This window comes from Pseudoruegeria aquimaris, from assembly GCF_900172235.1.
GTDB lineage: Bacteria > Pseudomonadota > Alphaproteobacteria > Rhodobacterales > Rhodobacteraceae > Pseudoruegeria > Pseudoruegeria aquimaris.
This window is the reverse complement of record NZ_FWFQ01000014.1, coordinates 26,833-51,225: the sequence shown is the minus strand read 5'-3', so window position 1 is coordinate 51,225 and position 24,393 is coordinate 26,833. Positions and strand designations below refer to the sequence as shown.

At 67.1% G+C, this 24,393-nt stretch carries 28 protein-coding genes; 11 read left to right on the top strand and 17 right to left on the bottom strand.

Annotation, left to right across the window (positions count from 1 at the left end; translation table 11 throughout):
* Positions 1–7: 7 nt before the first annotated feature.
* Genes nqrE through PSA7680_RS10835 form a run of 5 tightly spaced genes read right to left on the bottom strand, consistent with a single transcriptional unit; the run spans position 8 to position 4,632 of the window.
* The gene (gene nqrE / locus PSA7680_RS10855; RefSeq protein ID WP_085868733.1) at positions 8–616 is read right to left on the bottom strand and encodes an NADH:ubiquinone reductase (Na(+)-transporting) subunit E; all 609 of its coding nucleotides are present in this window, start codon (positions 614–616) and stop codon (positions 8–10) included.
* Positions 616–1,269, bottom strand: a complete 654-nt coding sequence (locus tag PSA7680_RS10850) for an NADH:ubiquinone reductase (Na(+)-transporting) subunit D (RefSeq protein WP_085868732.1) — start codon at positions 1,267–1,269, stop codon at positions 616–618. The genes nqrE and PSA7680_RS10850 overlap by 1 nt, the downstream gene beginning before the upstream one ends.
* Positions 1,269–2,081, bottom strand: coding sequence for a Na(+)-translocating NADH-quinone reductase subunit C (locus PSA7680_RS10845; protein WP_085868731.1), 813 nt, complete (start codon positions 2,079–2,081; stop codon positions 1,269–1,271). Before PSA7680_RS10845 ends, PSA7680_RS10850 begins: the two co-directional genes overlap by 1 nt.
* A complete protein-coding gene (locus PSA7680_RS10840) occupies positions 2,074–3,279 on the bottom strand; it encodes an NADH:ubiquinone reductase (Na(+)-transporting) subunit B (protein WP_085868730.1) in 1,206 nt (401 codons plus the stop codon). Before PSA7680_RS10840 ends, PSA7680_RS10845 begins: the two co-directional genes overlap by 8 nt.
* Positions 3,280–3,282: 3 nt before the next feature.
* Entirely contained in the window at positions 3,283–4,632 is a 1,350-nt protein-coding gene (locus tag PSA7680_RS10835; RefSeq protein WP_085868729.1) for a Na(+)-translocating NADH-quinone reductase subunit A, read from the bottom strand.
* 273 nt (positions 4,633–4,905) lie between these two features.
* Between PSA7680_RS10835 and PSA7680_RS10830 the strand changes: the two genes are divergently transcribed.
* Both PSA7680_RS10830 and nqrM read left to right on the top strand, forming a co-directional pair.
* Positions 4,906–5,928 carry an FAD:protein FMN transferase gene (locus tag PSA7680_RS10830; RefSeq protein WP_085868782.1) on the top strand — a complete coding sequence of 341 codons (1,023 nt, stop codon included), beginning with the start codon at positions 4,906–4,908 and terminating at the stop codon, positions 5,926–5,928.
* Positions 5,929–5,956: 28 nt separating this feature from the next.
* The gene (nqrM, locus tag PSA7680_RS10825; protein WP_085868728.1) at positions 5,957–6,187 is read left to right on the top strand and encodes a (Na+)-NQR maturation NqrM; all 231 of its coding nucleotides are present in this window, start codon (positions 5,957–5,959) and stop codon (positions 6,185–6,187) included.
* Positions 6,188–6,442: 255 nt separating this feature from the next.
* Here nqrM and PSA7680_RS10820 read toward each other — a convergent pair whose 3' ends face one another.
* On the bottom strand, positions 6,443–7,549 hold the full coding sequence (locus PSA7680_RS10820; RefSeq protein WP_085868727.1) for a histone deacetylase-like amidohydrolase: 1,107 nt from the start codon (positions 7,547–7,549) through the stop codon (positions 6,443–6,445).
* A gap of 56 nt (positions 7,550–7,605) precedes the next feature.
* On the opposite strand from PSA7680_RS10820, the gene PSA7680_RS10815 reads away from it, so the two are divergent.
* The gene (locus PSA7680_RS10815) at positions 7,606–7,863 is read left to right on the top strand and encodes a DUF167 domain-containing protein (RefSeq protein ID WP_085868726.1); all 258 of its coding nucleotides are present in this window, start codon (positions 7,606–7,608) and stop codon (positions 7,861–7,863) included.
* Here PSA7680_RS10815 and PSA7680_RS10810 read toward each other — a convergent pair whose 3' ends face one another.
* Positions 7,864–8,115, bottom strand: coding sequence for a DUF8831 family protein (locus PSA7680_RS10810; protein WP_085868725.1), 252 nt, complete (start codon positions 8,113–8,115; stop codon positions 7,864–7,866). It lies immediately after the preceding gene.
* A 109-nt stretch (positions 8,116–8,224) separates the two neighbouring features.
* On the opposite strand from PSA7680_RS10810, the gene PSA7680_RS10805 reads away from it, so the two are divergent.
* The 5 genes from PSA7680_RS10805 (at position 8,225) to PSA7680_RS10785 (ending at position 10,906) form a co-directional block, all read left to right on the top strand.
* Positions 8,225–8,974, top strand: a complete 750-nt coding sequence (locus tag PSA7680_RS10805; protein WP_085868724.1) for a M48 family metalloprotease — start codon at positions 8,225–8,227, stop codon at positions 8,972–8,974.
* Positions 8,975–8,987: 13 nt separating this feature from the next.
* Positions 8,988–9,365 (top strand): YigZ family protein, encoded by a 378-nt coding sequence (locus PSA7680_RS10800; RefSeq protein ID WP_085868781.1) that lies wholly within the window; start codon positions 8,988–8,990, stop codon positions 9,363–9,365.
* The gene (locus tag PSA7680_RS10795; protein ID WP_085868723.1) at positions 9,358–9,543 is read left to right on the top strand and encodes a hypothetical protein; all 186 of its coding nucleotides are present in this window, start codon (positions 9,358–9,360) and stop codon (positions 9,541–9,543) included. The genes PSA7680_RS10800 and PSA7680_RS10795 overlap by 8 nt, the downstream gene beginning before the upstream one ends.
* Before the next feature lie 86 nt (positions 9,544–9,629).
* Positions 9,630–10,208 carry a nitroreductase family protein gene (locus PSA7680_RS10790; RefSeq protein ID WP_085868722.1) on the top strand — a complete coding sequence of 193 codons (579 nt, stop codon included), beginning with the start codon at positions 9,630–9,632 and terminating at the stop codon, positions 10,206–10,208.
* Entirely contained in the window at positions 10,205–10,906 is a 702-nt protein-coding gene (locus PSA7680_RS10785; protein ID WP_085868721.1) for an EI24 domain-containing protein, read from the top strand. The genes PSA7680_RS10790 and PSA7680_RS10785 overlap by 4 nt, the downstream gene beginning before the upstream one ends.
* Positions 10,907–11,032: 126 nt before the next feature.
* Here the strand turns inward: PSA7680_RS10785 and PSA7680_RS10780 are convergent, their stop codons facing one another.
* Entirely contained in the window at positions 11,033–11,323 is a 291-nt protein-coding gene (locus PSA7680_RS10780) for a DUF1467 family protein (RefSeq protein WP_085868720.1), read from the bottom strand.
* Positions 11,324–11,326: 3 nt separating this feature from the next.
* A complete protein-coding gene (gene mce, locus PSA7680_RS10775) occupies positions 11,327–11,731 on the bottom strand; it encodes a methylmalonyl-CoA epimerase (protein ID WP_085868719.1) in 405 nt (134 codons plus the stop codon).
* Between the two features lie 175 nt (positions 11,732–11,906).
* On the opposite strand from mce, the gene PSA7680_RS10770 reads away from it, so the two are divergent.
* Positions 11,907–12,623 (top strand): response regulator, encoded by a 717-nt coding sequence (locus PSA7680_RS10770; RefSeq protein WP_176244122.1) that lies wholly within the window; start codon positions 11,907–11,909, stop codon positions 12,621–12,623.
* Positions 12,624–12,633: 10 nt separating this feature from the next.
* Here PSA7680_RS10770 and PSA7680_RS10765 read toward each other — a convergent pair whose 3' ends face one another.
* The 4 genes from PSA7680_RS10765 to aspS form a co-directional block, all read right to left on the bottom strand.
* On the bottom strand, positions 12,634–13,359 hold the full coding sequence (locus tag PSA7680_RS10765) for a GNAT family N-acetyltransferase (RefSeq protein ID WP_085868717.1): 726 nt from the start codon (positions 13,357–13,359) through the stop codon (positions 12,634–12,636).
* Between the two features lie 76 nt (positions 13,360–13,435).
* A complete protein-coding gene (locus PSA7680_RS10760) occupies positions 13,436–14,668 on the bottom strand; it encodes a DUF1501 domain-containing protein (RefSeq protein WP_085868716.1) in 1,233 nt (410 codons plus the stop codon).
* An 11-nt stretch (positions 14,669–14,679) separates the two neighbouring features.
* Positions 14,680–16,068: a DUF1800 domain-containing protein gene (locus PSA7680_RS10755; protein ID WP_085868715.1), complete on the bottom strand. Its 1,389-nt coding sequence runs from the start codon at positions 16,066–16,068 to the stop codon at positions 14,680–14,682.
* Between the two features lie 220 nt (positions 16,069–16,288).
* On the bottom strand, positions 16,289–18,070 hold the full coding sequence (aspS, locus tag PSA7680_RS10750; protein ID WP_085868714.1) for an aspartate--tRNA ligase: 1,782 nt from the start codon (positions 18,068–18,070) through the stop codon (positions 16,289–16,291).
* Positions 18,071–18,284: 214 nt separating this feature from the next.
* On the opposite strand from aspS, the gene PSA7680_RS10745 reads away from it, so the two are divergent.
* Positions 18,285–19,502: an aminotransferase-like domain-containing protein gene (locus PSA7680_RS10745; RefSeq protein WP_085868713.1), complete on the top strand. Its 1,218-nt coding sequence runs from the start codon at positions 18,285–18,287 to the stop codon at positions 19,500–19,502.
* Here PSA7680_RS10745 and PSA7680_RS10740 read toward each other — a convergent pair.
* The 3 genes from PSA7680_RS10740 to PSA7680_RS10730 form a co-directional block, all read right to left on the bottom strand.
* A complete protein-coding gene (locus PSA7680_RS10740; protein WP_085868780.1) occupies positions 19,499–20,122 on the bottom strand; it encodes a class I SAM-dependent methyltransferase in 624 nt (207 codons plus the stop codon). The genes PSA7680_RS10745 and PSA7680_RS10740 overlap by 4 nt on opposite strands.
* A gap of 106 nt (positions 20,123–20,228) precedes the next feature.
* Positions 20,229–20,876 carry an aminotransferase class IV gene (locus PSA7680_RS10735; protein ID WP_217808335.1) on the bottom strand — a complete coding sequence of 216 codons (648 nt, stop codon included), beginning with the start codon at positions 20,874–20,876 and terminating at the stop codon, positions 20,229–20,231.
* A complete protein-coding gene (locus tag PSA7680_RS10730) occupies positions 20,837–21,967 on the bottom strand; it encodes an aminodeoxychorismate synthase component I (RefSeq protein WP_245824592.1) in 1,131 nt (376 codons plus the stop codon). Before PSA7680_RS10730 ends, PSA7680_RS10735 begins: the two co-directional genes overlap by 40 nt.
* Positions 21,968–22,196: 229 nt before the next feature.
* On the opposite strand from PSA7680_RS10730, the gene PSA7680_RS10720 reads away from it, so the two are divergent.
* The gene (locus PSA7680_RS10720; protein ID WP_085868710.1) at positions 22,197–23,432 is read left to right on the top strand and encodes an SAM-dependent methyltransferase; all 1,236 of its coding nucleotides are present in this window, start codon (positions 22,197–22,199) and stop codon (positions 23,430–23,432) included.
* A gap of 52 nt (positions 23,433–23,484) precedes the next feature.
* Here the strand turns inward: PSA7680_RS10720 and PSA7680_RS10715 are convergent, their stop codons facing one another.
* Complete coding sequence (locus tag PSA7680_RS10715; protein ID WP_085868709.1) at positions 23,485–24,159, bottom strand: CPBP family intramembrane glutamic endopeptidase; 675 nt, start codon at positions 24,157–24,159, stop codon at positions 23,485–23,487.
* Positions 24,160–24,393 lie beyond the last annotated feature (234 nt).

Sequence of the window (24,393 nt, the reverse complement as noted above, 5' to 3'; positions counted from 1 at the left end):
GGTCTCCTTACAGTTTGACGCCGGAGAAGGACATGAAGCCCATCGCCATGAGGCCGGCGGTGATGAAGGTGATGCCAAGGCCCTGAAGCCCGTCCGGGATGTCGGAATACTTCAGCTTCTCGCGCACGCCGGCCATCGCGGTGATGGCGAGTGCCCAGCCGAAGCCGGAAGAGAGACCGTAGGTGACCGATTCCGGGAAGGAGTAATCCCGCTCCACCATGAAGAGCGAACCGCCGAGGATGGCGCAGTTCACCGTGATCAGCGGCAGGAAGATCCCGAGCGCGTTGTAGAGCGGCGGGAAATACTTGTCGAGGATCATCTCGAGGATCTGCACCATGGCGGCGATCACCCCGATGTAGGAGATCAGGCCGAGGAAGGTCAGGTCCACGTCCGGGAAGCCGGCCCAGGCCAGCGCGCCCGGCTTGAGCAGGTAGGTCAGGATCAGGTTGTTGGCGGGAACGGTGATCGTCTGTACGAGCATCACCGAAATGCCGAGGCCGATCGCGGTCGAGATCTTCTTGGACACGGCGATGAAGGTGCACATGCCGAGGAAGAAGGAGAGCGCGAGGTTCTCGACGAAGATGGCCTTAACGGCCAGGGAAAGGAGCCCTTCCATCAGTGAGCCTCCACCGTCTGGATCTTGTATTCACGTTCTTCGACCTGTGCGGGCTTCCAGGTGCGGAAGGCCCAGATGATCAGGCCGATCAGGAAGAAGGCCGAGGGGGGCAGCAGCAGCATGCCGTTGGGCACGTACCAGCCGCCGTTGTTGACCGTCTCCAGGATGGTGATGCCGAAGAGAGAGCCCGAGCCGAACAGTTCGCGCACGAAGCCCACCAGCATCAGGATCAGGCCGTAGCCGAGGCCGTTGCCGATGCCGTCGATGAAGCTCGCCACGGGCGGGTTCTTCATGGCGAAGGCCTCGGCGCGGCCCATCACGATGCAGTTGGTGATGATCAGGCCGACGAAGACCGAGAGCGTCTTGCTGATCTCGAAGGCGTAGGCTTTCAGCACCTGGTCCACGAGGATCACGAGCGAGGCGATGATCACCATCTGCACGATGATCCGGATCGAGTTCGGGATCTGGTTGCGCAGGATCGAGATGAAGAAACTCGAAAAGGCGGTCACGAAGGTCACTGCGAGTGCCATCACGAAGGCCACCTTCAGCGAGGAGGTCACCGCGAGGGCGGAGCAGATGCCCAGAACCTGAAGCGTGATCGGGTTGTTGTCGACCAGCGGATCGACAAGCAGAGATTTGCGTGTCTGTGCCATTACAGCTCTCCTGCCTTCAGGTTTTCAAGGAAGGGGGCAAAGCCTGTTTCCCCCATCCAGAAGCGAACGAGGTTGTCCACGCCGCGCGAGGTGAGCGTGGCCCCGGCCAGCGCGTCCACGTGGAAGCGCGGATCCCCCGTGCCCTTGGCGACGGTGATCTTCAGCTCGCCACTTTCGTCGCGCAGCTGCTTGCCGTTCCAGAGCGCCTTCCAGCGCGGGTTGTCCACCTCGGCTCCGAGGCCCGGCGTTTCGGCGTGCTCGTAGAACTGCAGGCCGAAGATGTCGTTGCCGTTCTCTTCGAGCGCGATGAAGCCGTAGAGCGTGGACCACAGGCCATAGCCGTAGATCGGCAGGATCACCTTGTCGAGGTTCCCTGCGTCATCCTTCAGCAGGTAGACGGTGGCGTATTTGCCCTGGCGGCCGATGCCGGCCGGATCGGCGTCCAGCGCGATGCTGAGCTCCGGGTCGGACGCCGCGGCGCGATCGTCGAAGGTCGCGGCGTCGAAGGCGTCGGTGAACTTGCCGGTCGCCAGATCCACCACGCGCGGCTCGAAGGCCTGAAAGGCTTCGTTCACGTCGATGCCGGGCTCGTAGAGGCCGGCGACCTGTAGGATGTTGACCTGCTTGTCACGCAGCTTGTTGGCCTCCTGCACCGGGCGCAGGTTCACGGCGGCGAGCGCCACGACCATCGAGCAGAACAGGCAGAGCACGGCCGCGATGACGATCGTCTTGACGGTGCCGTCGGGGCTGGCGGCGAGGAAGCGGCCCAGCGGCCCCTTGGCCTCTTGCGGGTTGAGCTCCTGCTCAGACATGGCGCTTGGCCCTCCGGTTGATGTTGGCCCGCACGACGAAGTAGTCGATCAGCGGGGCGAAGATGTTTGCGAACAGAATGGCCAGCATCATGCCTTCCGGGAACGCCGGGTTCAGCACACGGATCATCACGACCATGAAACCGATCAGCGCGCCGTAGATGTAGCGGCCGGCATTGGTGTGGGAGGCCGAGACGGGCTCCGTCACCATGAAGGCGAGGCCGAAGGCGTAGCCGCCGAGCACGAAATGCCAGTACCACGGCATGGAGAACATCGGGTTGGTGTCGGAGCCGATGGCGTTCAGCAGCAGCGAGAAGCCGATCATGCCCCCCATGCAGCCCACCACGAGGCGCCAGTTGGCGATGCGGGTGACAAGGAGGAAGGCCAGGCCGATCATCGCGGCCAGCGCGCTGGTTTCCCCAAGCGATCCCTGGATCGTGCCCACGAAGGCGTCCCACCAGGTGATGCCGTAGCCGGCCAGCGCCTGCACGCCTTCGGCGGCGGAGATGCCGAGCGAAGTGGCGCCGGAGAAGCCGTCGACCGGGGTCCAGATCGTATCACCGGACATGTTGGCCGGGTAGGCGAAGTAGAGGAATGCCCGGCCGGTGAGCGCGGGGTTCAGGAAGTTCTTGCCGGTGCCGCCGAAGACCTCCTTGCCCAGCACCACGCCGAAGCTGATGCCCAGCGCCACCTGCCACAGCGGCGTGGAGGCCGGCAGGATCAGCACGTAGAGCATGGAGGTCACGAGGAAGCCCTCGTTCACTTCGTGGCCGCGCACGGTGGCGAAGATCACTTCCCAGATGCCGCCCACGACCAGAGTCACCACGTAGATCGGCAGGAAGTAGAGGAAGCCGTGCACGAGGTTGGAAACGAGGCCGGGCTCAAGCGAGAAGCCGAGCGCCTTCATGATCGCCACGCGCCAGCCGGTGTGGCTGTCGGGGCCCAGCGCGGTGAGCGCGGTGTTTGTCTGCAGGCCGGTATTGTAGAGCGCCATCAGGATGCAGGGGATGGTGGCGATCACGACGTAGGTCATGATGCGCTTCATATCCACGTAGCTGCGGGCGTGCGGCGCCACCGTGGTGACGGTTTTCGGCGTGTAGATGAAGGATTCGACCATCTCGTAGAGCGGGAAGAACTTTTCGTACTTGCCGCCTTTTTCGAAATTGGGCTCGATCCTGTCGAAGAAACTGCGCAGTCCCATGGGTCAGCCTTCCTTCTCGATCTTTTGCAGGCTGTCGCGCAGGGCGAGGCCATACTCATACTTGGCCGGGCAGGCAAACGCGCAGAGCGCGACGTCTTCCTCGGCCAGTTCCAGTGCGCCCAGTACCTGGGCGGTGTCGGTGTCCATCACCAGCAGCGCGCGCAGAAGTTGGGTGGGTAGGAAATCCTGCGGCATCAGCCGCTCGAACACGCCCGTCGGCACCATCGCACGGCGGCCGCCGTTGAGGTTCGAGGTCATGTTGAACAGCTTGTTCTTGCTCAGCGCCGAGGCCAGAACCGGCAGCACGGAGAACTTGTTGGGCTGCGGGATGATCCAGCCCAGAACACTCTGCTCGTGGTCTTCCTTGATCAGCGTCACTTGGCGCGCGTAGCGGCCGAGGTAGGCGAAGGGGCCGTCGGCCTTCATGCCGGAGAGCACGGAGCCCGAAATGACCCGGCAGGGCTCGTCGCCGGCGATCTCGCCGTCGGTGAGCTCGGTCAGCGACGCACCCATCACCGTGCGCAGGAGGCGCGGGTTGGCGGCCAGCGGCCCGGCGAGGGACACCACGCGGGAGACGTCCAGATGGCCGGTCATCAGCAGCGCGCCGATGGCGATCACGTCCTGGTAGCCGATGGACCAGACCGTCTTCTCGGCCGTCGGAACCGAGAGGAAATGCATATGCGTGCCGGCGAGGCCCGCAGGGTGGGGGCCGGCGAAGGTGTGGGTTTCCACCCGCTCGATCCCGTCAACGCCGGTATCGGTGCCGGGCGCGGTGCACACGAAAACGCGGCCCTCGGTCAGCTTGGTGATGGCGGCCACGCCGGCGCGGAACTCGGCCGGTTTCTCGGCGATGATCACGGCGGCGTCGGCGGCGAGCGGCTCGGTGTCCATGGCGGTGACGAAAATGTCGGCCGGGCTCGAGTCCAGCGCGGGCACCTTGGAGTAAGGGCGCGTCAGGAAGCTCGTCCAGAGGCCGGAGGCGGCCAGCTTGGCACGCAGGTCCTCGGCGGAGATCGCCGCCGGGTCCGCCTTGCCGAAATCGATGCCGGCGTCGCTGGCGTCGTCCACGTCGATCACGACGCTCTGCAGCACCCGGCGCGCACCGCGGTTGATCGCGCGCACGCGGCCCTTGGCCGGCGCCACGTACATCACCTCGGGGTTGTCCTTGTGGCAGAAGAGCGGCGTGCCGCGAACGACGTCATCGCCTTCGCCGATCAGCATCTTCGGTTTCAAGCCGATGTAGTCGGCTCCGATCACGGCGACGGACCCAGGAACCGGGCCCTCGCTGATCTTCTGGTCGGGGGCACCGGCGATCGGCAGATCAAGACCCCGCTTGAGTACGAATTCTGACATAGGCCTCGGCAAGTTCAGGCGCCGGAAGAGGGCGCGAATTGTCTGTTTTCAAACAGGGCGGGTCATAGCATGAATCACCACGCGGCGCATCAGCCCCTGCCCTGCGGTCATCGCGCCCGCTTTTATTCAGCTAATCGGCGCAGGGCAACATGCTGCGGCGGCAAAAAACGCGGATTCGCGGGCCTTAATGTCTCACCCCACGGCAATTGACACACAGACAGGCCCGTGGAAAACACCCGCAACCCGGACTCACAGACATCGGTGACCTGTTTCATGCGTGTTCTTCCCGCTCTCATTGCCCCGCTTTTCCTCTCCGCCTGCCTGTTCTCCACGGACAAGGCGGAGCCGGTCCGCTTCGTCGGCGAAACAATGGGCACGACCTACAGCGTGACGGTGGTGGACATGCCGGAGGACCTCACCGCGGAGGCGCTCCAGGCCGAGGTGGAATCGGTGCTCGCGCGGGTGAACGCCCAGATGAGCAACTGGGATCCGAACTCCGAAGTGTCGCGGTTCAACGCCAGCACCAGCACGGCGCCGCAGCCTGTCTCCGCCGAATTCGCCTACGTGATGGAGGCGGCCAACGGCATCCACCTCGGCTCCGGCGGCGTGTTCGACGTGACGCTGGCTCCGCTGATCGATCTCTGGGGGTTCGGCCCCAAGAAGCCGGGCGAGCCGGTGCCCACCGACGCGGAAATCCTCAAGGCGCTCTCGGACGTGGGCCAGCTCAGCCTGCTGACGCTCGGCGAAGGCCCGACGCTCAAGAAGGAAAAGCCCGGCGTGTCGGTCAACCTCTCCGCCATCGCCAAGGGCTACGGCGTGGACGAAGTGGCCGAGCTGGTGGCGTCCAAGGGAATCACGCGCTATCTCATTGAAATCGGAGGGGACCTGGTGGCCTCCGGCGAGAACGCCGAGGGCAAGCCCTGGTCGATCGGTATCGAGAAGCCCGACGCCCGCAGCAAGACGCTGCAACTGGTTCTGCCGCTGGACAACACCGGCATGGCGACCTCGGGCGACTACCGCAACTACTTCGAGGAAGACGGCATCCGCTACAGCCACATCATCGATCCCAACACCGGCCGCCCGATCACCCACAAGACGGCCTCCGTCACCGTGCTGGCCGAGAACGCGATGCTGGCCGACGGCTGGGCCACGGCGATGCTGGCGATGGGGCAGGATCGCGGGCTGGAAGCGGCCGAAGCGCTGGGGCTGGCCGTCTATTTCATCACCCGCGAGGGGAACGATTTCGTGACCGCGTCATCTCGTGCCTTTGATTCCTACGTCGAAGGCAATAAGTAACGCGCAAGCAAGCAGACGGACGCAGATCATGGCCACCTTCGTATTCGCCTTCATTCTCCTGACCCTCGTCGTGACCGGCATGGCCGTGGGGGTGATGTTCAAGGGCCGCACGATCAAGGGCAGCTGCGGCGGGCTCAACGCCATCGCCGGGGCCGACAAATGCGTCGTCTGCAAGAAGGACATCGATCCCGACAGCCCCCTGCGCGACAAGCTCGCGTGCAAACGCGCGGGCCAGGTGGTGAAACAGTTCGGCAACTGAGCTGCTGGCGAAACCCCACTCAAGAGTGATGAGCGCCTGACTGGGCGGGCGCGGAACGCGCCTGCCGATGGGCAGGCGGGCGCGTGGCCGTTCCCTGCGTGACGGCTGATTTGAACTGGCGGCCCGCCCCGCGCTCTTCGCCCGGCCTTTTCTCATCAACTTTCACCAAGGTTCTCGCCCGGTGGCACGCCGGGCAGCCCCGCCCGCGGCCTGGGACGCCCCCCTCGGAGCGATTTTCGACGGGGCGCGCCCCAACTACACCCCCAGAGCCTCCCGCATCTCCTTCAAAAGCGAATCGCAATAGGCAACGAACCGCGCCCCCGGCTGGCGCGCGGCCAGCGTTTCGGCCATCGGGTCTTCAGCAATCGTGCCGCTTCCCGCCAGTTCCGCGATCACCGCATGGCCGCAGAAGGGCACGTAGACTTCGGAATAGCCACCCTCATGCACCGCCACGACGCGGCCACCGCAGACATCGCCCGCAAGGTCCATCACCTGCGCGGTCATCGCGCGGAAGGTCTCTGCCGTGGCCAGCATCCGCGAAAGCGGATCGATGGCGGCGGCGTCGAAACCGCAGGCAATGAGGATCACATCAGGTTTGAAATCCCGGATCAGGGGCAGGGCAATGCGCTCCATCGCTGCCAGGTAAGTCGCATGGCCCGCGCCCGGCGGCAGGGGAATGTTGGCGTTGAAGCCTTCCCCCCTGCCCGCGCCACGGGCCGACACCTCGCCGGTATCGAGCGGGTAGTTGCGCTCCTGGTGCAGCGACACGGTGAGCACATCGGGATCCTCGTAGAAAATCGCCTCCGTGCCGTTGCCGTGGTGCACGTCCCAATCCAGCACCGCCACCCGTTCACAAAGCCCCACCGCCCGTGCCGCCTGCACGGCGATGGCGATGTTGGCCAAGAGGCAGAAGCCGTTGGGAAAATCGGGCAGGCAGTGATGCCCCGGCGGGCGCGAGAGCGCATAGGCATTGGCGTGATCGCCCCGCAACACGCCGAAGAGCGCCTGCTTTGCCAGCCCCGCCGAAAGCGCCGCTGCTTCATAGCCGCCTTTTGCAAATGGCGTGCGCAGGCCCAGCTCGCCGCCCCCCGCGTCCGACATCGCCTTGAAGCGTGTGATGTAATCGCGCGGATGGACCCGCAGCTGATCCGCCTCCCCCGCCGGCGCCGCGCCGCGCACGTCCAGCTCCCGGATGAGCCCCGTGACCTCCAGAAGGTTCTTCAGCCGGCGCTTGGTTTCCGGGTTCTCGGGCAGCCCGCCGCTGGCCAGCGGCTGCACCAGCCCGCCCAGCGGCAGGGTGAAGGCATAGTTGCCGCCCGCGTGCCAGAAACAGCGCTCATCCCAGTAAAAGCCGGTGGTCATACCTCGTGCTCCCGATTACCTTCCGGCCACCCTAGCCAGAGCCGGAACCTGCGTCCATGACCGCCGCCCCGCTTGCACATCTCGCCCAGCCCGGCGCCACGATCGCCGTGAAAGCCACGCCGAAAGCCGCGCGCAACGCCATCCGGCTCGAAGGCGATGTCGTGCAGGTCTCCGTCACCGCCGCCCCCGACAAGGGCAAGGCCAACGAGGCGGTGCGCAAGCTCCTGGCCAAAGAGTTGGGAATCGCGAAATCGCGGCTTCAGCTCGTCCGCGGCGAGACCGCCCGCGAGAAGCTGTTCAAGATCCTAGACTGATCAGCCGCGCTTTTCGGCCACCATCTTGTAGACCCCTTCCGGCAGATCCAGCGCCGCGGCCAGATCGTTGAGCTGGGCGATCGACAGGGTGATGACCTGCAGTTCCTCCGTCCGGGGATCGACCTGCTCGATGGTGATGCATTCCTCGAAGGCGTTGATCACAACGTCTTCCTGAAGGGGGCTCTGGCCGCCGTCGCCGTCGTCCACAAGGGTGATGACCGTGGCGTCGAACTCGTGCTCGATGGTAAACATGCAGCCAGATTACGCCCGGCCCGGCGGATTGCAACCGCCCCCTCGCCTTCGCCCCCGTGGCGCGCTAAGACTCTCGCCAGACACGCAAACTCGGCGTTCCGACGCAACCATGCAGGCCTCCCACGTGACCCGTGCCCTGACAGCCCCCGCCCGTGCCTTCGCCCTTCTGGGGCTCGCTCTGCTTGTTGCCGCCTGCGCGGCCCCTCCGCCCACGCCCCGGCCCGCACCGGCCCCCGCAGCGGGCAGCGCCGCCGGCCTGCCGAGCCCCGAGCAGGCAGCGCGGAATTTCGCCGCCGTCGTCGCCCGCGTGGAACCGGTGGCCGAAGCCGAATGCCTGGCGCGCACGCGGGGCACCAACTGCAACTTCCAGGTGGTGGTGGACGATCGTCCGGGCCAGCCGCCCAACGCCTACCAGACGATCGACCGGTCCGGCCGTCCGATCCTCGCCTTCACGGTGCCGCTGATCGCCGATGTCCGCAACCAGGACGAACTGGCCTTCATCATGGGGCACGAGGCCGCGCACCACATTTCGCAGCACCTGACCCGCCAGCAGGACAACGCCCTCGCCGGCGCGCTCGTCGCCGGGATCCTCGCCTCGCAGCTTGGCGGCGACGCCTCCGCCATCGAGGCCGCGCAGGAATTCGGCGCCACCGTGGGCGCGCGCAGCTATTCGAAGGATTTCGAACTGGAAGCAGACGCGCTCGGGACGGTCATCGCCCACCGCGCCGGCTACGATCCGGTCCGGGGCGCCGAGTATTTCACCCGCATCCCCGATCCCGGCAACCGCTTCCTCGGCACCCACCCGCCCAATGCCGCGCGGATGCAGACCGTCCGCGCCACGGCGGCACGGCTGAAGTGATCCCGTGAGCGGCCTGCGGCAATTCGAAGGCGTGCTGACCGACAAGGGCAGCAAATACGCCGTCAGCGGCGGCCCCGCCGCCAGCAAGGCCGAGGCGGAGGCTTTGATCAAGGCGCTTTGCCGCCGGAAACGCTATGCCAAGGCCACCCACAACACCTGGGCCGTGCTGCTTCAGGATGCGCAGGGCAACCGGACGCCGCTGAAGAACGACGACGGTGAAAGCGGCGCGGGCATGGTCATCCTGCGAATGCTCGAGCGCGAAGGGCTGACCAACCACCTCGTGGTGGTGACGCGCTGGTATGGCGGCACGAAACTCGGCGGCGACAGGTTCCGGCACGTCCAGACCTGCGTCCGCCACTACCTCGACAACGCGGAGCCCTCTCATGGATAATCTCGCCCTCACCCCCCTGACCGGAATCCTGCTGCTGCTGGTGATGATCTTCGCCGGCCGCGCCTTCCGCGAGAACTGGAAGGCACAGGAGGAAGGCTGGCAGAAGCGCGCCTGGCTCTACGGCCTGCCCGCCGCTTTCTGCTTCTTCGCACTGGCGCTCATCCCTCTCGCCAACTGACCCTCGCCCGGCATCCACGGAGCGCCGCCCTTGACGGAGCGCCCCCGCATGCCGACATGGCAGAAGACGAAAATTCGGAGACCCCCATGCCGCACCCGCGCCCGGACGCCCTTGATTTCCTGCTGACCCGCCGCTCCCGACCGGCCAAGACGCTGCGTGCGCCCTGGCCCGGGCGCGCCGATCTCGAACCGATCCTGCGGGCCGCGGCGCGGACCCCGGATCACGGCAAGCTGGAACCCTGGCGCTTCATCGTTCTGGAGGGCAAGGCGCTTCAACGCCTCGCCGCGCTGGCCGAAACCCGCGGGGCGGCGCTCGGCCTAGATGCGGACACCATCGAGAAGGCGCGCCGTCAATATGCCGATGCCGGGCTCGTGGTGGCGGTGATCGAAAGCCCGAAGGACAGCCCCAAGATCCCCGCCATCGAACAGACCTACTCCGCCGGTGCCGTTTGCCTCGCCATGCTGAATGCCGCCCTCGCCTCGGGCTGGGGCGCGAACTGGCTGTCGGGCTGGGCCAGCCATGACAGGGTGTTCGTGGAGGAGGGCCTCGGGCTGTCGGCCAACGAGCGCGTCGCCGGAATGATCCACATCGGCACCGAAACCACGGCTCCGCCCGAACGCCCGCGCCCGGACGTGGCCGCCATCACGAGCTGGGTGGACGCCTGATGTTCCGGGATTTTTCGCTCGCGGTGAAACAGTTGGGCGATCCGCGCTTTCGCAAGGTGCTGCTGCTGGGCGTCGGCCTCACGCTGGGCCTGCTTTTCGGGCTCACGCTGGTGTTCATGTATGGCGTCGCCTGGCTGGTGCCGGAAAGCGTCACCCTGCCCCTCGTCGGGCAGATCACCTGGGTGGGCGATGTGCTCTCCTGGGCGATGATCCCGCTGATGATGGGGCTTTCCGTCTTCCTGATGGTGCCGGTGGCGGCGGCTTTCATGGGGCTGTTTCTCGAAGAGGTGGCCGAGGCGGTGGAAGAGCGGCATTACCCGCACCTGCCCGCGGTGGATCGCATCCCGCTCGCGGAAACCATCCGCGACGCGCTTGGGTTCCTCGGGGTCCTGGTGCTCGCCAACGGGGTGGCGCTGGTGCTCTACCTGCTGTTTGCCCCGCTGGCGCCGGTGATCTTCTGGCTGCTCAACGGCTTCCTGCTCGGGCGGGAGTATTTCCAGCTCGTCGCCATGCGGCGCGTGGGGCGGCAGCAGGCCGCCGTGCTGCGGCGCGAGTTCGCGCCCCAGATCTGGCTCTCCGGCGCGCTGATGGCGGTGCCGCTGTCGATCCCGGTGGTGAACCTGCTGATCCCGGTTCTGGGGGCGGCCACATTCACCCATCTGTTCCACCGGCTGACGGGCGCGCAGGCCAAGGCCTGAACGCACCCCTGTGTTCGCCTGCCACGCCAGTGGCAGGCACGCGTCCACCCGCCCCACGGCGGGCGCGTTCCGCGCCCACCCGGACGGACGCTCAGCGCTCTTTGGTGTGTATCACCCTCCGGAAACTCAATCGGCCAGCGTCTGCGAGGGCGGCCCCATGCGGCCGAACCAATCCAGATCGCGCACGGTGATCACGCCGGAGATGATGATCCCGGCGATGATCACGAAAAGCACGGTGCTCACCAGCGTCACGATCTTGGCCTTGCGCTTGAGGTCCGGGTTCTCCGGTGCGGATTTCGGCGTGCCTTCCACCACTTCGCCGCTCTCCCCCTGCGTCGTGAGGCGCATGGGCAGGACGATGAACAGCACCATGAACCAGATCACGGCATACAGAACGAGGGCGGCGGTGATGGTCATGGCTCAGACTTGCTCCAGTTCGACGAGGCAGCCGTTGAAATCCTTCGGGTGCAGAAACAGCACCGGCTTGCCGTGGGCGCCGATCTTCGGCTCCCCGTTGCCCAGAACCCGCGCGCCCTCGGCCTTGAGGTGATCGCGAGCGGCGAGGATATCTTCGACCTCGTAGCAGATGTGATGGATGCCGCCCGAAGGGTTCTTTTCGAGGAATCCCTTGATCGGGCTGTCATCCCCAAGGGGATAAAGCAATTCGATCTTGGTGTTGGGCAGTTCGATGAACACCACGGTGACCCCGTGATCGGGCTCGTCCTGCGGTGCGCCGACCTTGGCGCCCAGGGTGTTGCGGTATTGCGCCGAGGCCGCGTCCAGATCCGGAACGGCGATGGCTACGTGGTTCAGGCGACCGATCATGCCGGTGCTCTCCTCTCTCTCGCGCTCTCGGGGGCGGTTATGCCCGCCCCCCCTTGATGCCGCAAGCGCTGCGGTGACGCAGCCGGGGGCGATTAACCCGGCGTTATCCGGGGCAGTATCTAATGCGATGAATGGGAAGGAACAGCCTCCCCATGCCACCGGGAGGATCACCGCCATGCCCAGCCCCCTGCCCCTTGCGCCTCGAGGGCCGCTTTCCGGGGTGTCGCTCCTGTTGGTGGAGGACAGCCGCTTCGCCAGCGATGCCACGCGCCTGATGTGCCGCCACACCGGCATGCGGATGCGGCGGGCCGGCAGCCTTGAAACGGCCTGGCGCCACCTGTCGCGCGACTGTCCGGACGTGCTGATCGCCGATGTCGGCCTGCCGGACGGCTGCGGGCTGGCATTGATCGCACGCCTGAAGGCCCTCAGAACGCGCCCCGCCGTGCTGCTGGCCACCAGCGGCGATCCCGGCCATCGCGATGCCGCGCGGCAGGCCGGCGCGCAGGGCTTTCTCGAAAAACCCGTCGCCTCGCTCGCGCGGTTCCAGTCGGCGATCCTCGCACATCTGCCGGAAGGCGATGAAGAACGGCAGCCCTCACTCGCCGCCTGCGCCGCCCCGGCCCGGTTGGAGCCTGACCGGCTGGCCTATTACGACGATCTGGCCGCCGCACGCCGCAGCTTCGCGGCGCTCTCGCGGATCCGGCGCAGGGCGGAGGACCCGGGCGTCGCCTACCTGTCCCGCTTCGTGCGCGGCGTGGCCCGCAGCGCCGATGATCCGGATCTGGAACGGGCGGCACGGCGGCTTTCCCGCGACGCGCGGCGTGGCGCGCCGGAACTCGTGCAGCTCTTCGATCTCGTGGACGCACGCCTGCGCGAACGCCCGCCGATCTGACGCGCCCTCTTCAACCGCGCGGTCTGCGGGCCGGATCCTGCGCCACCAGAAGCGGCGCCGTGAGCGTGAAAAGCGATTCGATCTGGCGCCCGCGGGGATCGAAGTTTGCGGGTTCCAGCCATCGATCGTAGGCCGCGCGCAGCGCCGGCCAGTCGCCGTCCGTCGCCGCGAACCAGGCGGTATCGCGGTTGCGGCCCTTCACGATGGTGGCCTGCCGGAACACCCCCTCGTAGCTCAGCCCGAGCCGTTCGGCGGCCCGCCGCGACCCGGCATTGAGCGCATCGCACTTCCACTCGAACCGCCTGTAACCGGCGTCCATCGCCCAGCGGATCATCAAGGTAAGCGCTTCCGTCGCCGCGCGCGTCCCCTGGAGCTGGGGCGCGAGGTTGATGTGGCCCAGTTCGATGCTACCGACCTCGGGCGCGATCCGCAGATAGCTGGCCACGCCGCCCCATGCCCCGCTGTCGAGATCCCGGATGGCGTAGAAGAACGGGTCCTGCGAACGGGCCATCTGCTGCACCCAGGCCGCGTAGGCCTCCGGTGTCCGGAAGGGGCCGTAGGGCAGGTAATCCCAGATGCGGTCATCCGCGGCGTTGGCGGCGTGGAGCGCTTCCGCATGCGCGCCCGCATCCAGCCGTTCGAGCCGCGCGTAGCGGCCCTCCATGGCCGAAGGGCCCGGGGCCGGCGGGGCCGACCAATCGCCGATTGCTTCACCAAGGGGCCGCTGCGCATCCATGCCGTTCACCTGTTCCGCCTGTATCTCGCGCCATCTGGGCCGCTTCCGTGGCGGATGTCCAGCGAACGCGGCGCCGTCAGAGGATGACCTGCGGCCGCGCGCCCATGTCGAGCCCGGGAAACACCGTGCCTTCCAGAACCGAGCGCTCCGTGCCGAACAGGCCCTGGATCGCCATGGCGGCGTAGGTGCGCACGTCTTCGGTGGGCATGAGATCGCGTTCCTTGTAGAGATCGGCCGCCGCCAGCCCCGGCCACTTCCCGTGAACCTTGCCGCCACGCACGGCCCCGCCTGCCATCAGCATCAGGCCCCCCGTCCCGTGGTCCGTCCCGCCGGTGCCGTTGGCCCGCGCCGTGCGGCCGAACTCCGTCATCGCGAGAACGGCCGTCTTCTCCCACACCGGGCCGAGCTCCTGCTGCAAGGTCAGGAGGACCTCCTGAAGCTGGGAGAGCGAGCGGCGGATCGTGCGCGCCTGGTTCCGGTGCGTATCCCAGTTGTTGAGCGAGAAGGCGGCGATGCGCGTCTCCTGCCGAAGCTGGCTGGCGGTGAACTCGGCCAGCTTCACGTGGCCCTTGCCCTTTCGGCTTTCGGCCATGCCTTCCGTCATGTCCTGCAGCATGTCGCCGAAATCCTCCGGGGCCTCGGCTTCCGGGTCGATGGCTGCGGCCAGCTCCAGCGCCTCGGCGGCGTTGTCGGCAAAGAGCGGATCGTCGTGGGTCACCAGTTCCAGTAGGCGCTTGGCCTGCGCTGACATCACCAGCCGCGTGTCCGGCGCCCAGTTGGACACCTCCGCCGCACCGGCCAGAATCGTCAGATCCTCCCGGCCCACCGCGAAGGCCGTGCGCACGTCATGCCCCGGCGCCTGCAGCAGGAGCCGGTTGAGCCAGCCGCTGCGCTGGGTGGTGGCCCCGGGAACGGTGGCGCCCCCGGCTTCGAGCATGTCCTGCCCGTCGAAATGGCTGCGCTTGTCGCGGTAGGGGGTGGAAACGGCGTGGGCGAAGGAAAGCTGCCCTGCCTGCCACATCGGGCGCAGGCCCGAGAGGGCGGGGTGCAGGGCGTAGAAGCCGTCCAGATCCTGCGGGCCGGTTTCCGCCACAGGCGATAGCCCCGCGCGCAGGCCGGCGAACTCCGGGTCGCCGTAGGGGCGCACCACGTCCAGCCCGTCCATCCCGCCGCGCAGGATGATGACGATGAGGCGGTTGTCCCACGGAGCCGAGGCAAAGGTGACCGGCGTCATGAGCGGGCTTGCCGCGGCGGAGCAGCCGAGCGCCCCGGCGCGAAGAAGGAAATTGCGGCGTGTGAGCAGGCTCATGCGTTCGCCTCCTATCGGCGTTGGAAGGCCGGGGAGGCCAGCACGAGGCCGACGGCTTCCCAGCGGGTTTCGGCGTTCTGGGCCGCGAAGGCGATTTCCGGCGTGAGCCGGCGGCCCAGCGCGGCTTCGGCGAAGGCAAGCGGCTCCGGCAATTCACGCATCAGCACCTGCGGCACCGTCATCGCCCATTGCAGGCGCCCGGCAAGCCCCTGCGGCGTGATCCACTCCTCGGCCTCCTCCGGCCAGCCATCCGGCCCGGCGGGCGTGCGCCACGGCTGGCGCATGGCCGCCAGCGGCGCGGCGATCAGCAGGCGCACCCGGTTGGGCTTGAGGCCGCGCAGCGCATCATGCCCGAGGCCGAGCGCCCGCAGCGAAGAAGCGACGAAATCGGCCGGCGGCTTCACCTTGGTGTCCGGATGCGCCCAGGCCGCTGGGTGCTCCAACAGCGCCGCATAGGTGGGCATCAGCTCACCGCCGCTTTCCGCGAAAGCCGCGGCGACATGGGCCACGTGATCCGGGTCCGGCCGGTCGGAGACGAAATGCACCACCAGCTTGCGCGCGATGTGGCGGGCGGTGTCCGGGTGCACCGCGACGTCATCGAGAAAGCGCAGCATCTCGGTTTCGTTCGGCGCCTCGCTCCCGTAGCTGGCGCCCAGAACCCGCTTCTCGCCCGGCTCGGCGATGTTCTCGCGGTATCGGAAGCCGCCCTGCCGCGGGCTGAACCCGGCCCCGGTGAGCAGGCGCGCCAGTTCCCGGACGTCCGACTGCGTGTAGCTGCCATCCACGCCGACCGTGTGCAACTCGAGCAACTCGCGGGCGAGGTTCTCGTTCAGGCCCCGCTTCGCCTTCTGTGCCGCACGGGAGTTCGGCCCGACGGAGACGTGCTGGTCGAGGTAGGTGAGCATGATCGGATGCAGTTCCACCGCCCGCAGCAACTGTGCGAAATTGCCGGTGACATGGGGGCGGATCGCCTCTTCCACGTAGCCCGACAGAGCCGTTTCCGCGGGCGGGTTGCGGCCGATGGCCGTGAAGTGATCCGCCCAGAACCAGACGAGCCGTTCGCGCAGGCCATCGGGTGTTTCGGCGGCGCGCGCGAGGGCGGCGTTCATGTCCTGAAGGCGTTCCACCCCAAGCGCACGGCGATACTTCCGCTGCGCATCGCGGGCGGCGCGTTCGGCGGCACTGTCCCCGGCCTTGCGGGCCACCGTGCGCGCCTTGGACAGCTCGTTGTAGGCTGGGAAACTGTCCAACCGTTCCGAGAACGGCGCGATGGGGATGCGCGCGGCCATCGCGTCCGGCCCTTTCAGGCCGTCGAGCATCGCCGTCACGCTCTGCGGCGGGGCGATCTGCGGCGAGAGGCCTGTGCCAAATCGGATTGCTGCGGTTTCGGGATCGAACATGAGGGAGCCGACTCACACTGTGAAACACGCGCCGTGCGGGCGCGGCACGATGTTAACCGAGTCTCTGGCAAACGCCGCAGGGAAAAGCGGGCGGTCTGCGGGTTTCGGCCGTCACGATGGCGTCAACTGCGCAGGTTTTGACCGACCGCCCCCGCCGGCAGCAAAAAGGCCCCTGCGAACAGGGGCCTTCTCGCTATCGGCAGCCTTTTGCGCGGAAGCGTCACTCCTGCGGGATCACCCGCAGGCTCAGCTCGCGCAGCTGTTCGTTCTGCGGCTCGCTCGGGGCGGCCATCATCAGATCCTCGGCGCGCTGGTTCATCGGGAACATCATCACTTCGCGGATGTTGGCCTCTTCGGCCAGCAGCATCACGATGCGGTCCACGCCGGCGGCGCAGCCACCGTGCGGCGGGGCGCCGTAGTGGAAGGCCTGGTAGAGCGCGCCGAAGCGGCTCTTCACCTCTTCCTCGCCATAGCCGGCCAGCTCGAAGGCCTTCAGCATGATCTCGGGCTTGTGGTTGCGGATCGCGCCGGACACCAGCTCGTAGCCGTTGCAGGCCAAATCGTACTGGTAGCCCTTCACCTGAAGCGGATCGCCGTTCAGCGCCTCCATCCCGCCCTGCGGCATGGAGAAGGGGTTGTGCTCGAAATCGATCTCGCCGGTTTCCTCGTCCTGTTCGTAGATCGGGAAATCCACGATCCAGGCGAAGGCGAAGCGATCCTGCTCGGTGAGACCGAGCTCATCGCCGATCACGGTGCGTGCCTTGCCGGCGACCTTCTCGAAGGCCTTCGGCTTGCCGCCGAGGAAGAAGGCCGCATCGCCGACGCCCAGCCCGAGCTGCTGACGGATCGCCTCGGTGCGCTCGGGGCCGATGTTCTTGGCAAGCGGGCCGGCGGCCTCCATGCCGTTCTCGCCTTCGCGCCAGAAGATGTAGCCCATGCCCGGCAGGCCTTCGCTCTGGGCGAACTTGTTCATCCGGTCGCAGAACTTGCGGCTGCCGCCCTTCGGCGCGGGGATGGCGCGGATCTCGGTGCCTTCCTGCTCCAGCAGCTTGGCGAAGATCGCGAAGCCCGAGCCGCGGAAGTGCTCGCTCACCACCTGCATCTTGATCGGGTTGCGCAGGTCCGGCTTGTCGGTGCCATACCACAGCGCCGCATCCCGGTAGGAGATCTGCGGCCACTCGGCCGGATCATCCACCTTCTTGCCGCCGCCGAATTCCTCGAAGACGCCGGCGATCACCGGGGAGATGGTGTCGAACACGTCCTGCTGGGTGACGAAGCTCATCTCCATGTCGAGCTGGTAGAAGTCCGTGGGCGAGCGATCGGCGCGCGGATCTTCGTCGCGGAAGCAGGGCGCGATCTGGAAATACTTGTCGTAGCCCGAGACCATGATCAGCTGCTTGAACTGCTGCGGCGCCTGCGGCAGCGCGTAGAACTTGCCGGGGTGCAGGCGGGAGGGCACGAGGAAATCGCGCGCGCCTTCCGGCGAGGAGGCGGTGATGATCGGCGTCTGGAACTCGCGGAAGCCCTTGTCCCACATGCGCTTGCGCATGGAGGCCACCACGTCGGAGCGTAGCTTCATGTTGGTCTGCAGCTTCTCGCGGCGCAGATCGAGGTAGCGGTATTTCAGGCGGGTCTCTTCCGGGTACTCCTGATCGCCGAAGACCATCAGCGGCAGCTCCTCGGCCTTGCCGAGCACTTCGAGGTCCCGGATGAACACCTCGATTTCACCGGTCGGGATCGCCGGGTTCACGAGGCTCGGATCGCGCGCCATGACATTGCCGTCGATGCGGATGCACCACTCGCTGCGCACCTTTTCCAGTTCGGAGAACACCGGGCTGTCCGGGTCCGCCATCACCTGGGTGATGCCGTAGTGATCGCGCAGGTCGATGAACAGCAGGCCGCCGTGATCGCGGACGCGATGCACCCAGCCCGACAGGCGGACGGTCTGGCCGACGTGTTCCTTGTTCAGCTCTGCGCAGGTGTGGCTGCGATATGCGTGCATGATGCTCCCTTCCCGGGCGTGTCTGTATGGTTGGGCGCCGATACATATGAGGCAGCGCGGGTTGTCAAGGCGGCAGTGCCCTTCCCCCACGCCGCGAGGCCCCTGCGCGGGCGCAATTGTAGGCGGTGGACCGATCACGATTTATGTCAGCCATATTGACGTAAATCGAACTCCATGAGAGCGTTTCCCCACTGCATCGCCAAGGGAGGGGCACATGGATTGGCAAGGCGTGTTTGCAAGCCGGATGGGCCGCATGAAGGCCAGCGAGATCCGCGAGCTTCTGAAACTGCTCGATCAGCCCGACGTGATCTCCTTCGCCGGGGGCATCCCGGATCCGGGCCTGTTTCCGACGGAAGCCTTCCGGGAAGCCTTCGAGACGATCTTCGCCGGCAGCGCCGCGGCGGCCCTGCAATACTCGGTGTCCGAAGGCTACGGCCCTCTCCGGGATTGGATCGCGCAGGACATGGCCCGCATCGGCGTGCCCTGCACGCGCGACAACATCCTCATCACCTCGGGCAGCCAGCAGGCGCTGGACTACCTCGGCAAGCTGCTGATCTCGCCCGGCGATACCGCGCTCGTGGGCTGGCCCACCTACCTCGGCGCGCTCGGGGCCTTCAATGCCTACGAGCCGCGCTACGATCAGCTGACGCCGGGCGGCAATCGCGGGGCAGCCGATTTCGCGGCCGCCGCCCGGGCGGCCGGCGGCGCGGTGAAATTCGCCTATGTCTCCCCGGATTTTGCCAATCCCACCGGGGAAACGCTGTCCCTGCGCGAGCGGGAAGGCCTGCTCGATCTGGCCGAAGCGCTCGACATCCCGATCATCGAAGATGCCGCCTACCTGGCGCTGCGATACCGCGGCGAAGCGATTCCTCCGATCCTGAACCTCGACATCGCCCGCTCGGGCGGCATCGAGTCCGCCCGGACGCTCTACTGCGGCACCTTCTCCAAAACCCTCTCTCCGGGCCTGCGCGTGGGCTGGGTCTGCGGGCCGAAGGCGGTGATCGCGCGGCTGGTGCTGATGAAACAGGCCGCCGATCTCCATTCCGCGACCCTGAACCAGATGGCCATCGCGGAGGTGGCGGCGGCGATCTACGCGCCCCATACCGCCATGCTGCGCGAGACCTATTCCGCCCGGTGCGCCGCGATGCTTTCCGCGCTGAAGACGCATATGCCCGAAGGGGTCCGCTGGTCGGAGCCGGAAGGCGGCATGTTCGTCTGGCTGACCTTGCCCAAGGGGCTGGACGCCGCGGTGCTGCTGAAACGGGCACTGGAAACGCAACGCATCGCCTTCGTGCCCGGCGCGGCCTTCTACGCCGACGGCTCCGGCCGCGACACGCTGCGCCTCAGTTTCTCCTGCGCGTCGCCGGCGCTCATCGAAGACGGCATGAAGCGGCTGGGCACCGTCATCCGCGAAGCCCTCGTGGCGGCCTAGAGCCTGCGCGCCACCACGAAGCGGCTGGGCGTTCGCTTCCGGGGGTAGTCGCCGCGCTCGACGATCTCGAATCCGGCCGCGGTGATCGCCCCCTCCAGTTGCTCCGGGGTGAAGAACTGAACGTAGGGCGCCTTGCCCACGGCGCGCATCGCCCCGATCACCGGCTTCAGATACCACGCCCGGCCGAGGCAGGGGCTCTTGGAGATGAACAGCCCGCCGGGCTTCAGGATCCGGTGCACATCGGCAAGCACCGCCGGCAGATCGGGCAGCAGGTGCAGCAGGTTGAACGCCAGAACGCCGTGAAAGGCGGCATCGGCGATCTGCGGGTCCGGCAGCGCGGCCTGCAGATTGGTGATGTTCCCGACGCCGGCTTGCTGCACCTTGTTCCGGCCGATCTCGACCATGCCCTGCGAGAAGTCACTGGCCACGTATTGCGCCACGCTATTCGCGAGCAGCAGGGCAGTGGACGCCGTGCCGCAGCCGATTTCCAGCACGTGATCCTGCAGCCCGAGGTGGGCGCGGGTGCGCTCGAGCGTGGCCTCGTAGGCCGGCATGTCGCGGATCGGGCTCCGGCTGTAGCGCTCCGACAGCGCGTCCCAGAATTGGCGGGCCTCGGTCATGGGGATCTCCTGTTCGCAATCGTGGACACCATAGCGCCCGTGCGCCACCGGCAAAATCCGCGATTGCCGCAGCTTGCCCATGCGGTTTTGCATGGGCGGGGTGCCCTCAGGGTGCGACGAGATCGCAGGGGATGAGCCCCCGCAGCGCATTGCCCATGTAGATGCCGCGCGCGTCCCGCAGCGCCTCGCGCGGCAGCGAAGCCACCCTCGCCCGCCCGGTTTCGATCAGGTGCCGCCGCAACACGCCGGGCAGCACCCCGGCCGAGAGCGGCGGGGTCAGCAGGGTGCCCGTGCCCGCGTCCACGAAGAGGTTGGTGATGGTGCCCTCCGCACAGGCGCCGCGCGAGTTGAGAAAGAGCCATTCGTCCACGCCTTCCGGCAGGGCCGCCCGCGCGGCATCGTAGATCTGCCGCTCGCTCGTCTTGTGGCGGCGCCACGGGTTGCGCTCATCCAGCGGCACATCGGCGAGGGCAAGCCGCCAGCGCGTGGCCGCGGGCGGCAATGGGAAAACCTCGATGCCGTGCGTGCCATCCAGCGCGAGGCTCAGGCGGATCCGCCGCGCCTCGGGAAAGGCCAGCGCATCCAGTTCCGCGGAAAGGGCCGCGCGCGGAAAGGCCACGTCCAGCGCGCGGGCCGAGTCGCACATGCGGTCGAGATGGAGATCGCGGAACCGGATGCCCTCCCCCGGGTGCCAGCCCATGGTCTCGAACAGGATCAGCCCGTCGGGGGCAAGTCGGCGAAGCGTGCTTTCCACAGGGCCTCCTCGTATTCGCTCGCGGCCTCGCTGTCATGCACGACGCCACCGCCCACATTGAGCCGCACGCGACCGTCGGGAAACAGCGAGAGCGTGCGGATCGCCACGTTGAAACAGCTGCGCCCGTCCGGGGCCCACCACCCGATGGCGCCGCAATAGACCCCCCGCGGATCGGGTTCCAAGGCCCGGATGATCTCCATCGCGCGCAGCTTCGGCGCCCCCGTGATCGAGCCGCAGGGAAAGAGCGCCCGCAGCAGATCGGGCAGGCCGATGCCCGGATTCAGCTGGGCCACCACGCGCGAGATCATCTGGTGGACCGTCGCATAGCTTTCGATGGTGAAGAGATCGGGCACCTTCACCGAACCGACCTCGGCGATCCGGCTGATGTCGTTGCGCAGCAGATCGACGATCATCAGGTTCTCGGCCCGGTTCTTCTCGCTGCCTTCGAGCCAGGCGCGGTTGGCGGCATCCTCCCGCGCGGTGGCCCCGCGCGCGATGGTGCCCTTCATGGGCCGGGTCTCGATCCGCCCGGCGGCGTCGGTGCGGAAGAACAGCTCCGGCGAGCGCGAGAGGATCTTCGGCCCGACCCCGAAATCCACGTAGGCGCCGTGGCGCACGGGCTGGCGCGCGGCGAGCCGCTGGTAGAGCGCCATCGGATCGGCCCGCGTTTCGGTGTCGATGGGGAATGTCAGGTTGGCCTGGTAGATGTCGCCGGCCGAGATCCACGCCTGCACGCGATCGAAGGCTTCGCCGTAGCGCGCGGCATCCCACCGCGGCGCAATCGGTGCGAGCCCGCCGGCCGGATCGGCGCCCAGCGCCCCCTCCGGCGCGCTGCGGAAAGCCCCGAAGGCCAGCAGCGGCGTATCGCGCTCCTGCGGGATCCGTTCGGCCAGTTTCGGCATCAGGCAATAGCCGAGCTCATAGGCGGCGTAGCCGGCCAGCCAGTATCCGGCCCGCGTGGCCGCCGCGAGAGCGTCCAACGCCGGGCCGACCTCCTCGGGCTCCCAGGCCACGATCAGGCGGGCGGGCCCGGCAAACCGCTCGGGCCCGCCGCCGGGCCCCTGGTCGAACTGGATGAAGGCGTCCTGCACGCCGGCTCCTTCCACGTGATTTCGTCGCCCGTCCATTTAGGCCGCGAAACGCCCGCGGAACAGCCCCCGATTGCCGGCCCGGCCCGGCAACGGCACCGCCGGCGTCGCGAAACTGGACAGATCGGGGTGATTTGTGAACAATATCAGCACCATCCCGGAAGGGCCGCGCAGGGGCGGCAGGGGCGGCCGCACACGCCACACCCATCCGACCGGGGGAAGGGAGGGAAGCATGTGGGTTCGCCTGCTGGACAGTTTCATCACCGGCGTCGCGCGCCACGGCACCTTCGTCGTGCATTTTCCCGACGGCGAAGTGCATACCTACGGCGACGGAACCGGCACGCCCGTCACCATCCGCCTGCTGGACGACAGCCTGCCCCGCCGCATCGTCATGAACCCGGATCTCGCCGTCGGCGAGGGCTACATGGATGGCACCCTGACGATCGACGGCGATGATCTGCACGGCTTCCTCACCTTCGTGATCCGCAATCTCGCCACCCGGCCGCGGGTCTGGTTCCAGCAACCCTCGCGCTTCCTGCGCACCGCCCTGCGCGGGATCCGGCAATACAACCCCGTCGGCCGTGCAAAGCACAACGTCGCCCACCACTACGATCTCTCCGGCGCGCTCTACGATCTCTTCCTCGACGCCGACAAGCAATACTCCTGCGCCTACTTCCGCTCTCCCGATGACACGCTGGAAGAGGCCCAGGCCAACAAGAAGGCCCATATCGCCGGCAAACTTCTGCTCGAACCGGGCATGAAGGTGCTCGACATCGGCTGCGGCTGGGGCGGGATGGGCCTGACGCTCGCCAAGGACTACGGCGCACAGGTGCTCGGCGTCACCCTGTCCGAAGAGCAGCACAAGGTCGCCTGCGAGCGGGCCCGCGCCGCCGGGTTGGAGGGCCGGGTCGAATTCCGCCTCGCCGATTACCGCAGCCTCACCGGCCAGTTCGACAGGATCGTCTCCGTCGGCATGTTCGAACACGTGGGAACCCCCCACTACCGCGAGTACTTCCGCCACCTGCGCAACAGGCTCACCGACGATGGCGTCGCCCTGATCCACACCATCGGGCGCACGGCGCCACCGGGAGCCACCAGCCCGTGGATCGACAAGTACATCTTCCCCGGCGGCTACATCCCGTCGATGTCGGAAGTGCTCAAGGCCATCGAAAAGGAAGATCTCTGCCCGACCGACGTGGAAGTCTGGCGCCTGCACTACGCCGAAACCCTCAAACACTGGCATGAGCGCTTCCGCGCCCGGGAAGACGAAGCCCGCGCACTCTACGATGCGCGCTTCTGCCGGATGTGGCGCTACTACCTGCTCGCCAGCGAAATGACCTTTCGCTACAACCGGCAGGTCGTGTTCCAGTTCCAGCTCGCACGCCACCAGGAAGCCGTGCCGCTCACCCGCGATTACCTCTACCGCGAAAGCCCCGCCCCGGCTGCCGCCGCAAGCGCCGCCGAATAGCCGCTTCCTCTCGCCTAAAATACCTCGGGGGCACGGGGGCAGCGCCCCCGCCCTAGAACGGGCGCACCACGTTGCCGGAATAGAAGAACGCCCCCATCCCGAACAGAAACAGCACGCAGCCGGCGACGGCATGCATGGCCACGGCAAGGCCGAGGCTGTGCTTTTCCTTGTAGGCCCAGGCAAAGAGAACGCCGGCGAAGAAGGTGAGCACGCAGACCGTCACGCTCCAGTACATCAGATGCGCCAGCGAAAAGATCGCCCCGTTCAGGTAGAGCGCGGCCCGCCCCTTCGGCAGGATCTCCCGGTAGCGGCGGAAGAAGAGCACGCGAAACACGATCTCCTGCGGCAGCGCCGACAGCAGCGTGTAGCCGGGGATCAGGATCAGGAAGAAATACCACGGCACCCGGTCGAACAGGCCGAACAGCTGTTCCGGCGCCAGAAGCCGCATCACGAGATAGGAGACCAGCGCCGTCAGAAGCCCCATGCCCCAGACATAACGCCAGGCCACGCCGCCCCAGCTTTCCTTCAGCCGCCGCCACTGGAAACCGGGCGTGACATGCAGCAGCAGGAGGCCCAGCACCATGATCAGGAACAGCATCGGAAACAGCAGGTCGGGCGGCATGAAAACGGCGATGGCCACCGGCCCCAGCACGAAGAACGCAAGGAATTCCGCCTTCAGGCGAAGCATGCCCGGCACGTGGCGGCGGTTGTCTGCTGTCATCGACATCGGTTCGGCCCCTGTTCCTGCGCTCTCAATCTAGGGTGCCACGAAAAACTTCACAGGGGCAAAACGCCGGCGCGGGAGCTTTTGCTCCCGCCGCGTGCGTCCTGGCCTTCCCAAGCCCGTATCCCCCCAGGGCCGGGTTCATGCCACAGCGCCCGCGCATGATTTCCCGGCGCGAGGGGTTGCACCTTTGCGCTCCCCGTCTATAACCCACGACAATTTGCGCGCACGCGAGTC

Bases quoted from the DNA above. Each gene is read 5' to 3' on its own strand.
- PSA7680_RS10770 (WP_176244122.1), top strand. From the start codon at position 11,907: ATGCCCAGCCCCCTGCCCCTTGCGCCTCGAGGGCCGCTTTCCGGGGTG.
- PSA7680_RS10805 (WP_085868724.1), top strand. From the start codon at position 8,225: ATGCAGGCCTCCCACGTGACCCGTGCCCTGACAGCCCCCGCCCGTGCC.
- PSA7680_RS10790 (WP_085868722.1), top strand. From the start codon at position 9,630: ATGCCGCACCCGCGCCCGGACGCCCTTGATTTCCTGCTGACCCGCCGC.
- PSA7680_RS10850 (WP_085868732.1), bottom strand. From the start codon at position 1,269: ATGGCACAGACACGCAAATCTCTGCTTGTCGATCCGCTGGTCGACAAC.
- nqrE (WP_085868733.1), bottom strand. From the start codon at position 616: ATGGAAGGGCTCCTTTCCCTGGCCGTTAAGGCCATCTTCGTCGAGAAC.
- PSA7680_RS10755 (WP_085868715.1), bottom strand. From the start codon at position 16,068: ATGTTCGATCCCGAAACCGCAGCAATCCGATTTGGCACAGGCCTCTCG.
- PSA7680_RS10720 (WP_085868710.1), top strand. From the start codon at position 22,197: ATGTGGGTTCGCCTGCTGGACAGTTTCATCACCGGCGTCGCGCGCCAC.
- PSA7680_RS10845 (WP_085868731.1), bottom strand. From the start codon at position 2,081: ATGTCTGAGCAGGAGCTCAACCCGCAAGAGGCCAAGGGGCCGCTGGGC.
- nqrM (WP_085868728.1), top strand. From the start codon at position 5,957: ATGGCCACCTTCGTATTCGCCTTCATTCTCCTGACCCTCGTCGTGACC.
- PSA7680_RS10765 (WP_085868717.1), bottom strand. From the start codon at position 13,359: ATGGATGCGCAGCGGCCCCTTGGTGAAGCAATCGGCGATTGGTCGGCC.
- PSA7680_RS10815 (WP_085868726.1), top strand. From the start codon at position 7,606: ATGACCGCCGCCCCGCTTGCACATCTCGCCCAGCCCGGCGCCACGATC.
- PSA7680_RS10715 (WP_085868709.1), bottom strand. From the start codon at position 24,159: ATGTCGATGACAGCAGACAACCGCCGCCACGTGCCGGGCATGCTTCGC.
- PSA7680_RS10760 (WP_085868716.1), bottom strand. From the start codon at position 14,668: ATGAGCCTGCTCACACGCCGCAATTTCCTTCTTCGCGCCGGGGCGCTC.
- PSA7680_RS10795 (WP_085868723.1), top strand. From the start codon at position 9,358: ATGGATAATCTCGCCCTCACCCCCCTGACCGGAATCCTGCTGCTGCTG.
- PSA7680_RS10740 (WP_085868780.1), bottom strand. From the start codon at position 20,122: ATGACCGAGGCCCGCCAATTCTGGGACGCGCTGTCGGAGCGCTACAGC.
- aspS (WP_085868714.1), bottom strand. From the start codon at position 18,070: ATGCACGCATATCGCAGCCACACCTGCGCAGAGCTGAACAAGGAACAC.
- PSA7680_RS10745 (WP_085868713.1), top strand. From the start codon at position 18,285: ATGGATTGGCAAGGCGTGTTTGCAAGCCGGATGGGCCGCATGAAGGCC.
- PSA7680_RS10840 (WP_085868730.1), bottom strand. From the start codon at position 3,279: ATGGGACTGCGCAGTTTCTTCGACAGGATCGAGCCCAATTTCGAAAAA.
- PSA7680_RS10835 (WP_085868729.1), bottom strand. From the start codon at position 4,632: ATGTCAGAATTCGTACTCAAGCGGGGTCTTGATCTGCCGATCGCCGGT.
- PSA7680_RS10830 (WP_085868782.1), top strand. From the start codon at position 4,906: ATGCGTGTTCTTCCCGCTCTCATTGCCCCGCTTTTCCTCTCCGCCTGC.
- PSA7680_RS10820 (WP_085868727.1), bottom strand. From the start codon at position 7,549: ATGACCACCGGCTTTTACTGGGATGAGCGCTGTTTCTGGCACGCGGGC.
- PSA7680_RS10810 (WP_085868725.1), bottom strand. From the start codon at position 8,115: ATGTTTACCATCGAGCACGAGTTCGACGCCACGGTCATCACCCTTGTG.
- mce (WP_085868719.1), bottom strand. From the start codon at position 11,731: ATGATCGGTCGCCTGAACCACGTAGCCATCGCCGTTCCGGATCTGGAC.
- PSA7680_RS10780 (WP_085868720.1), bottom strand. From the start codon at position 11,323: ATGACCATCACCGCCGCCCTCGTTCTGTATGCCGTGATCTGGTTCATG.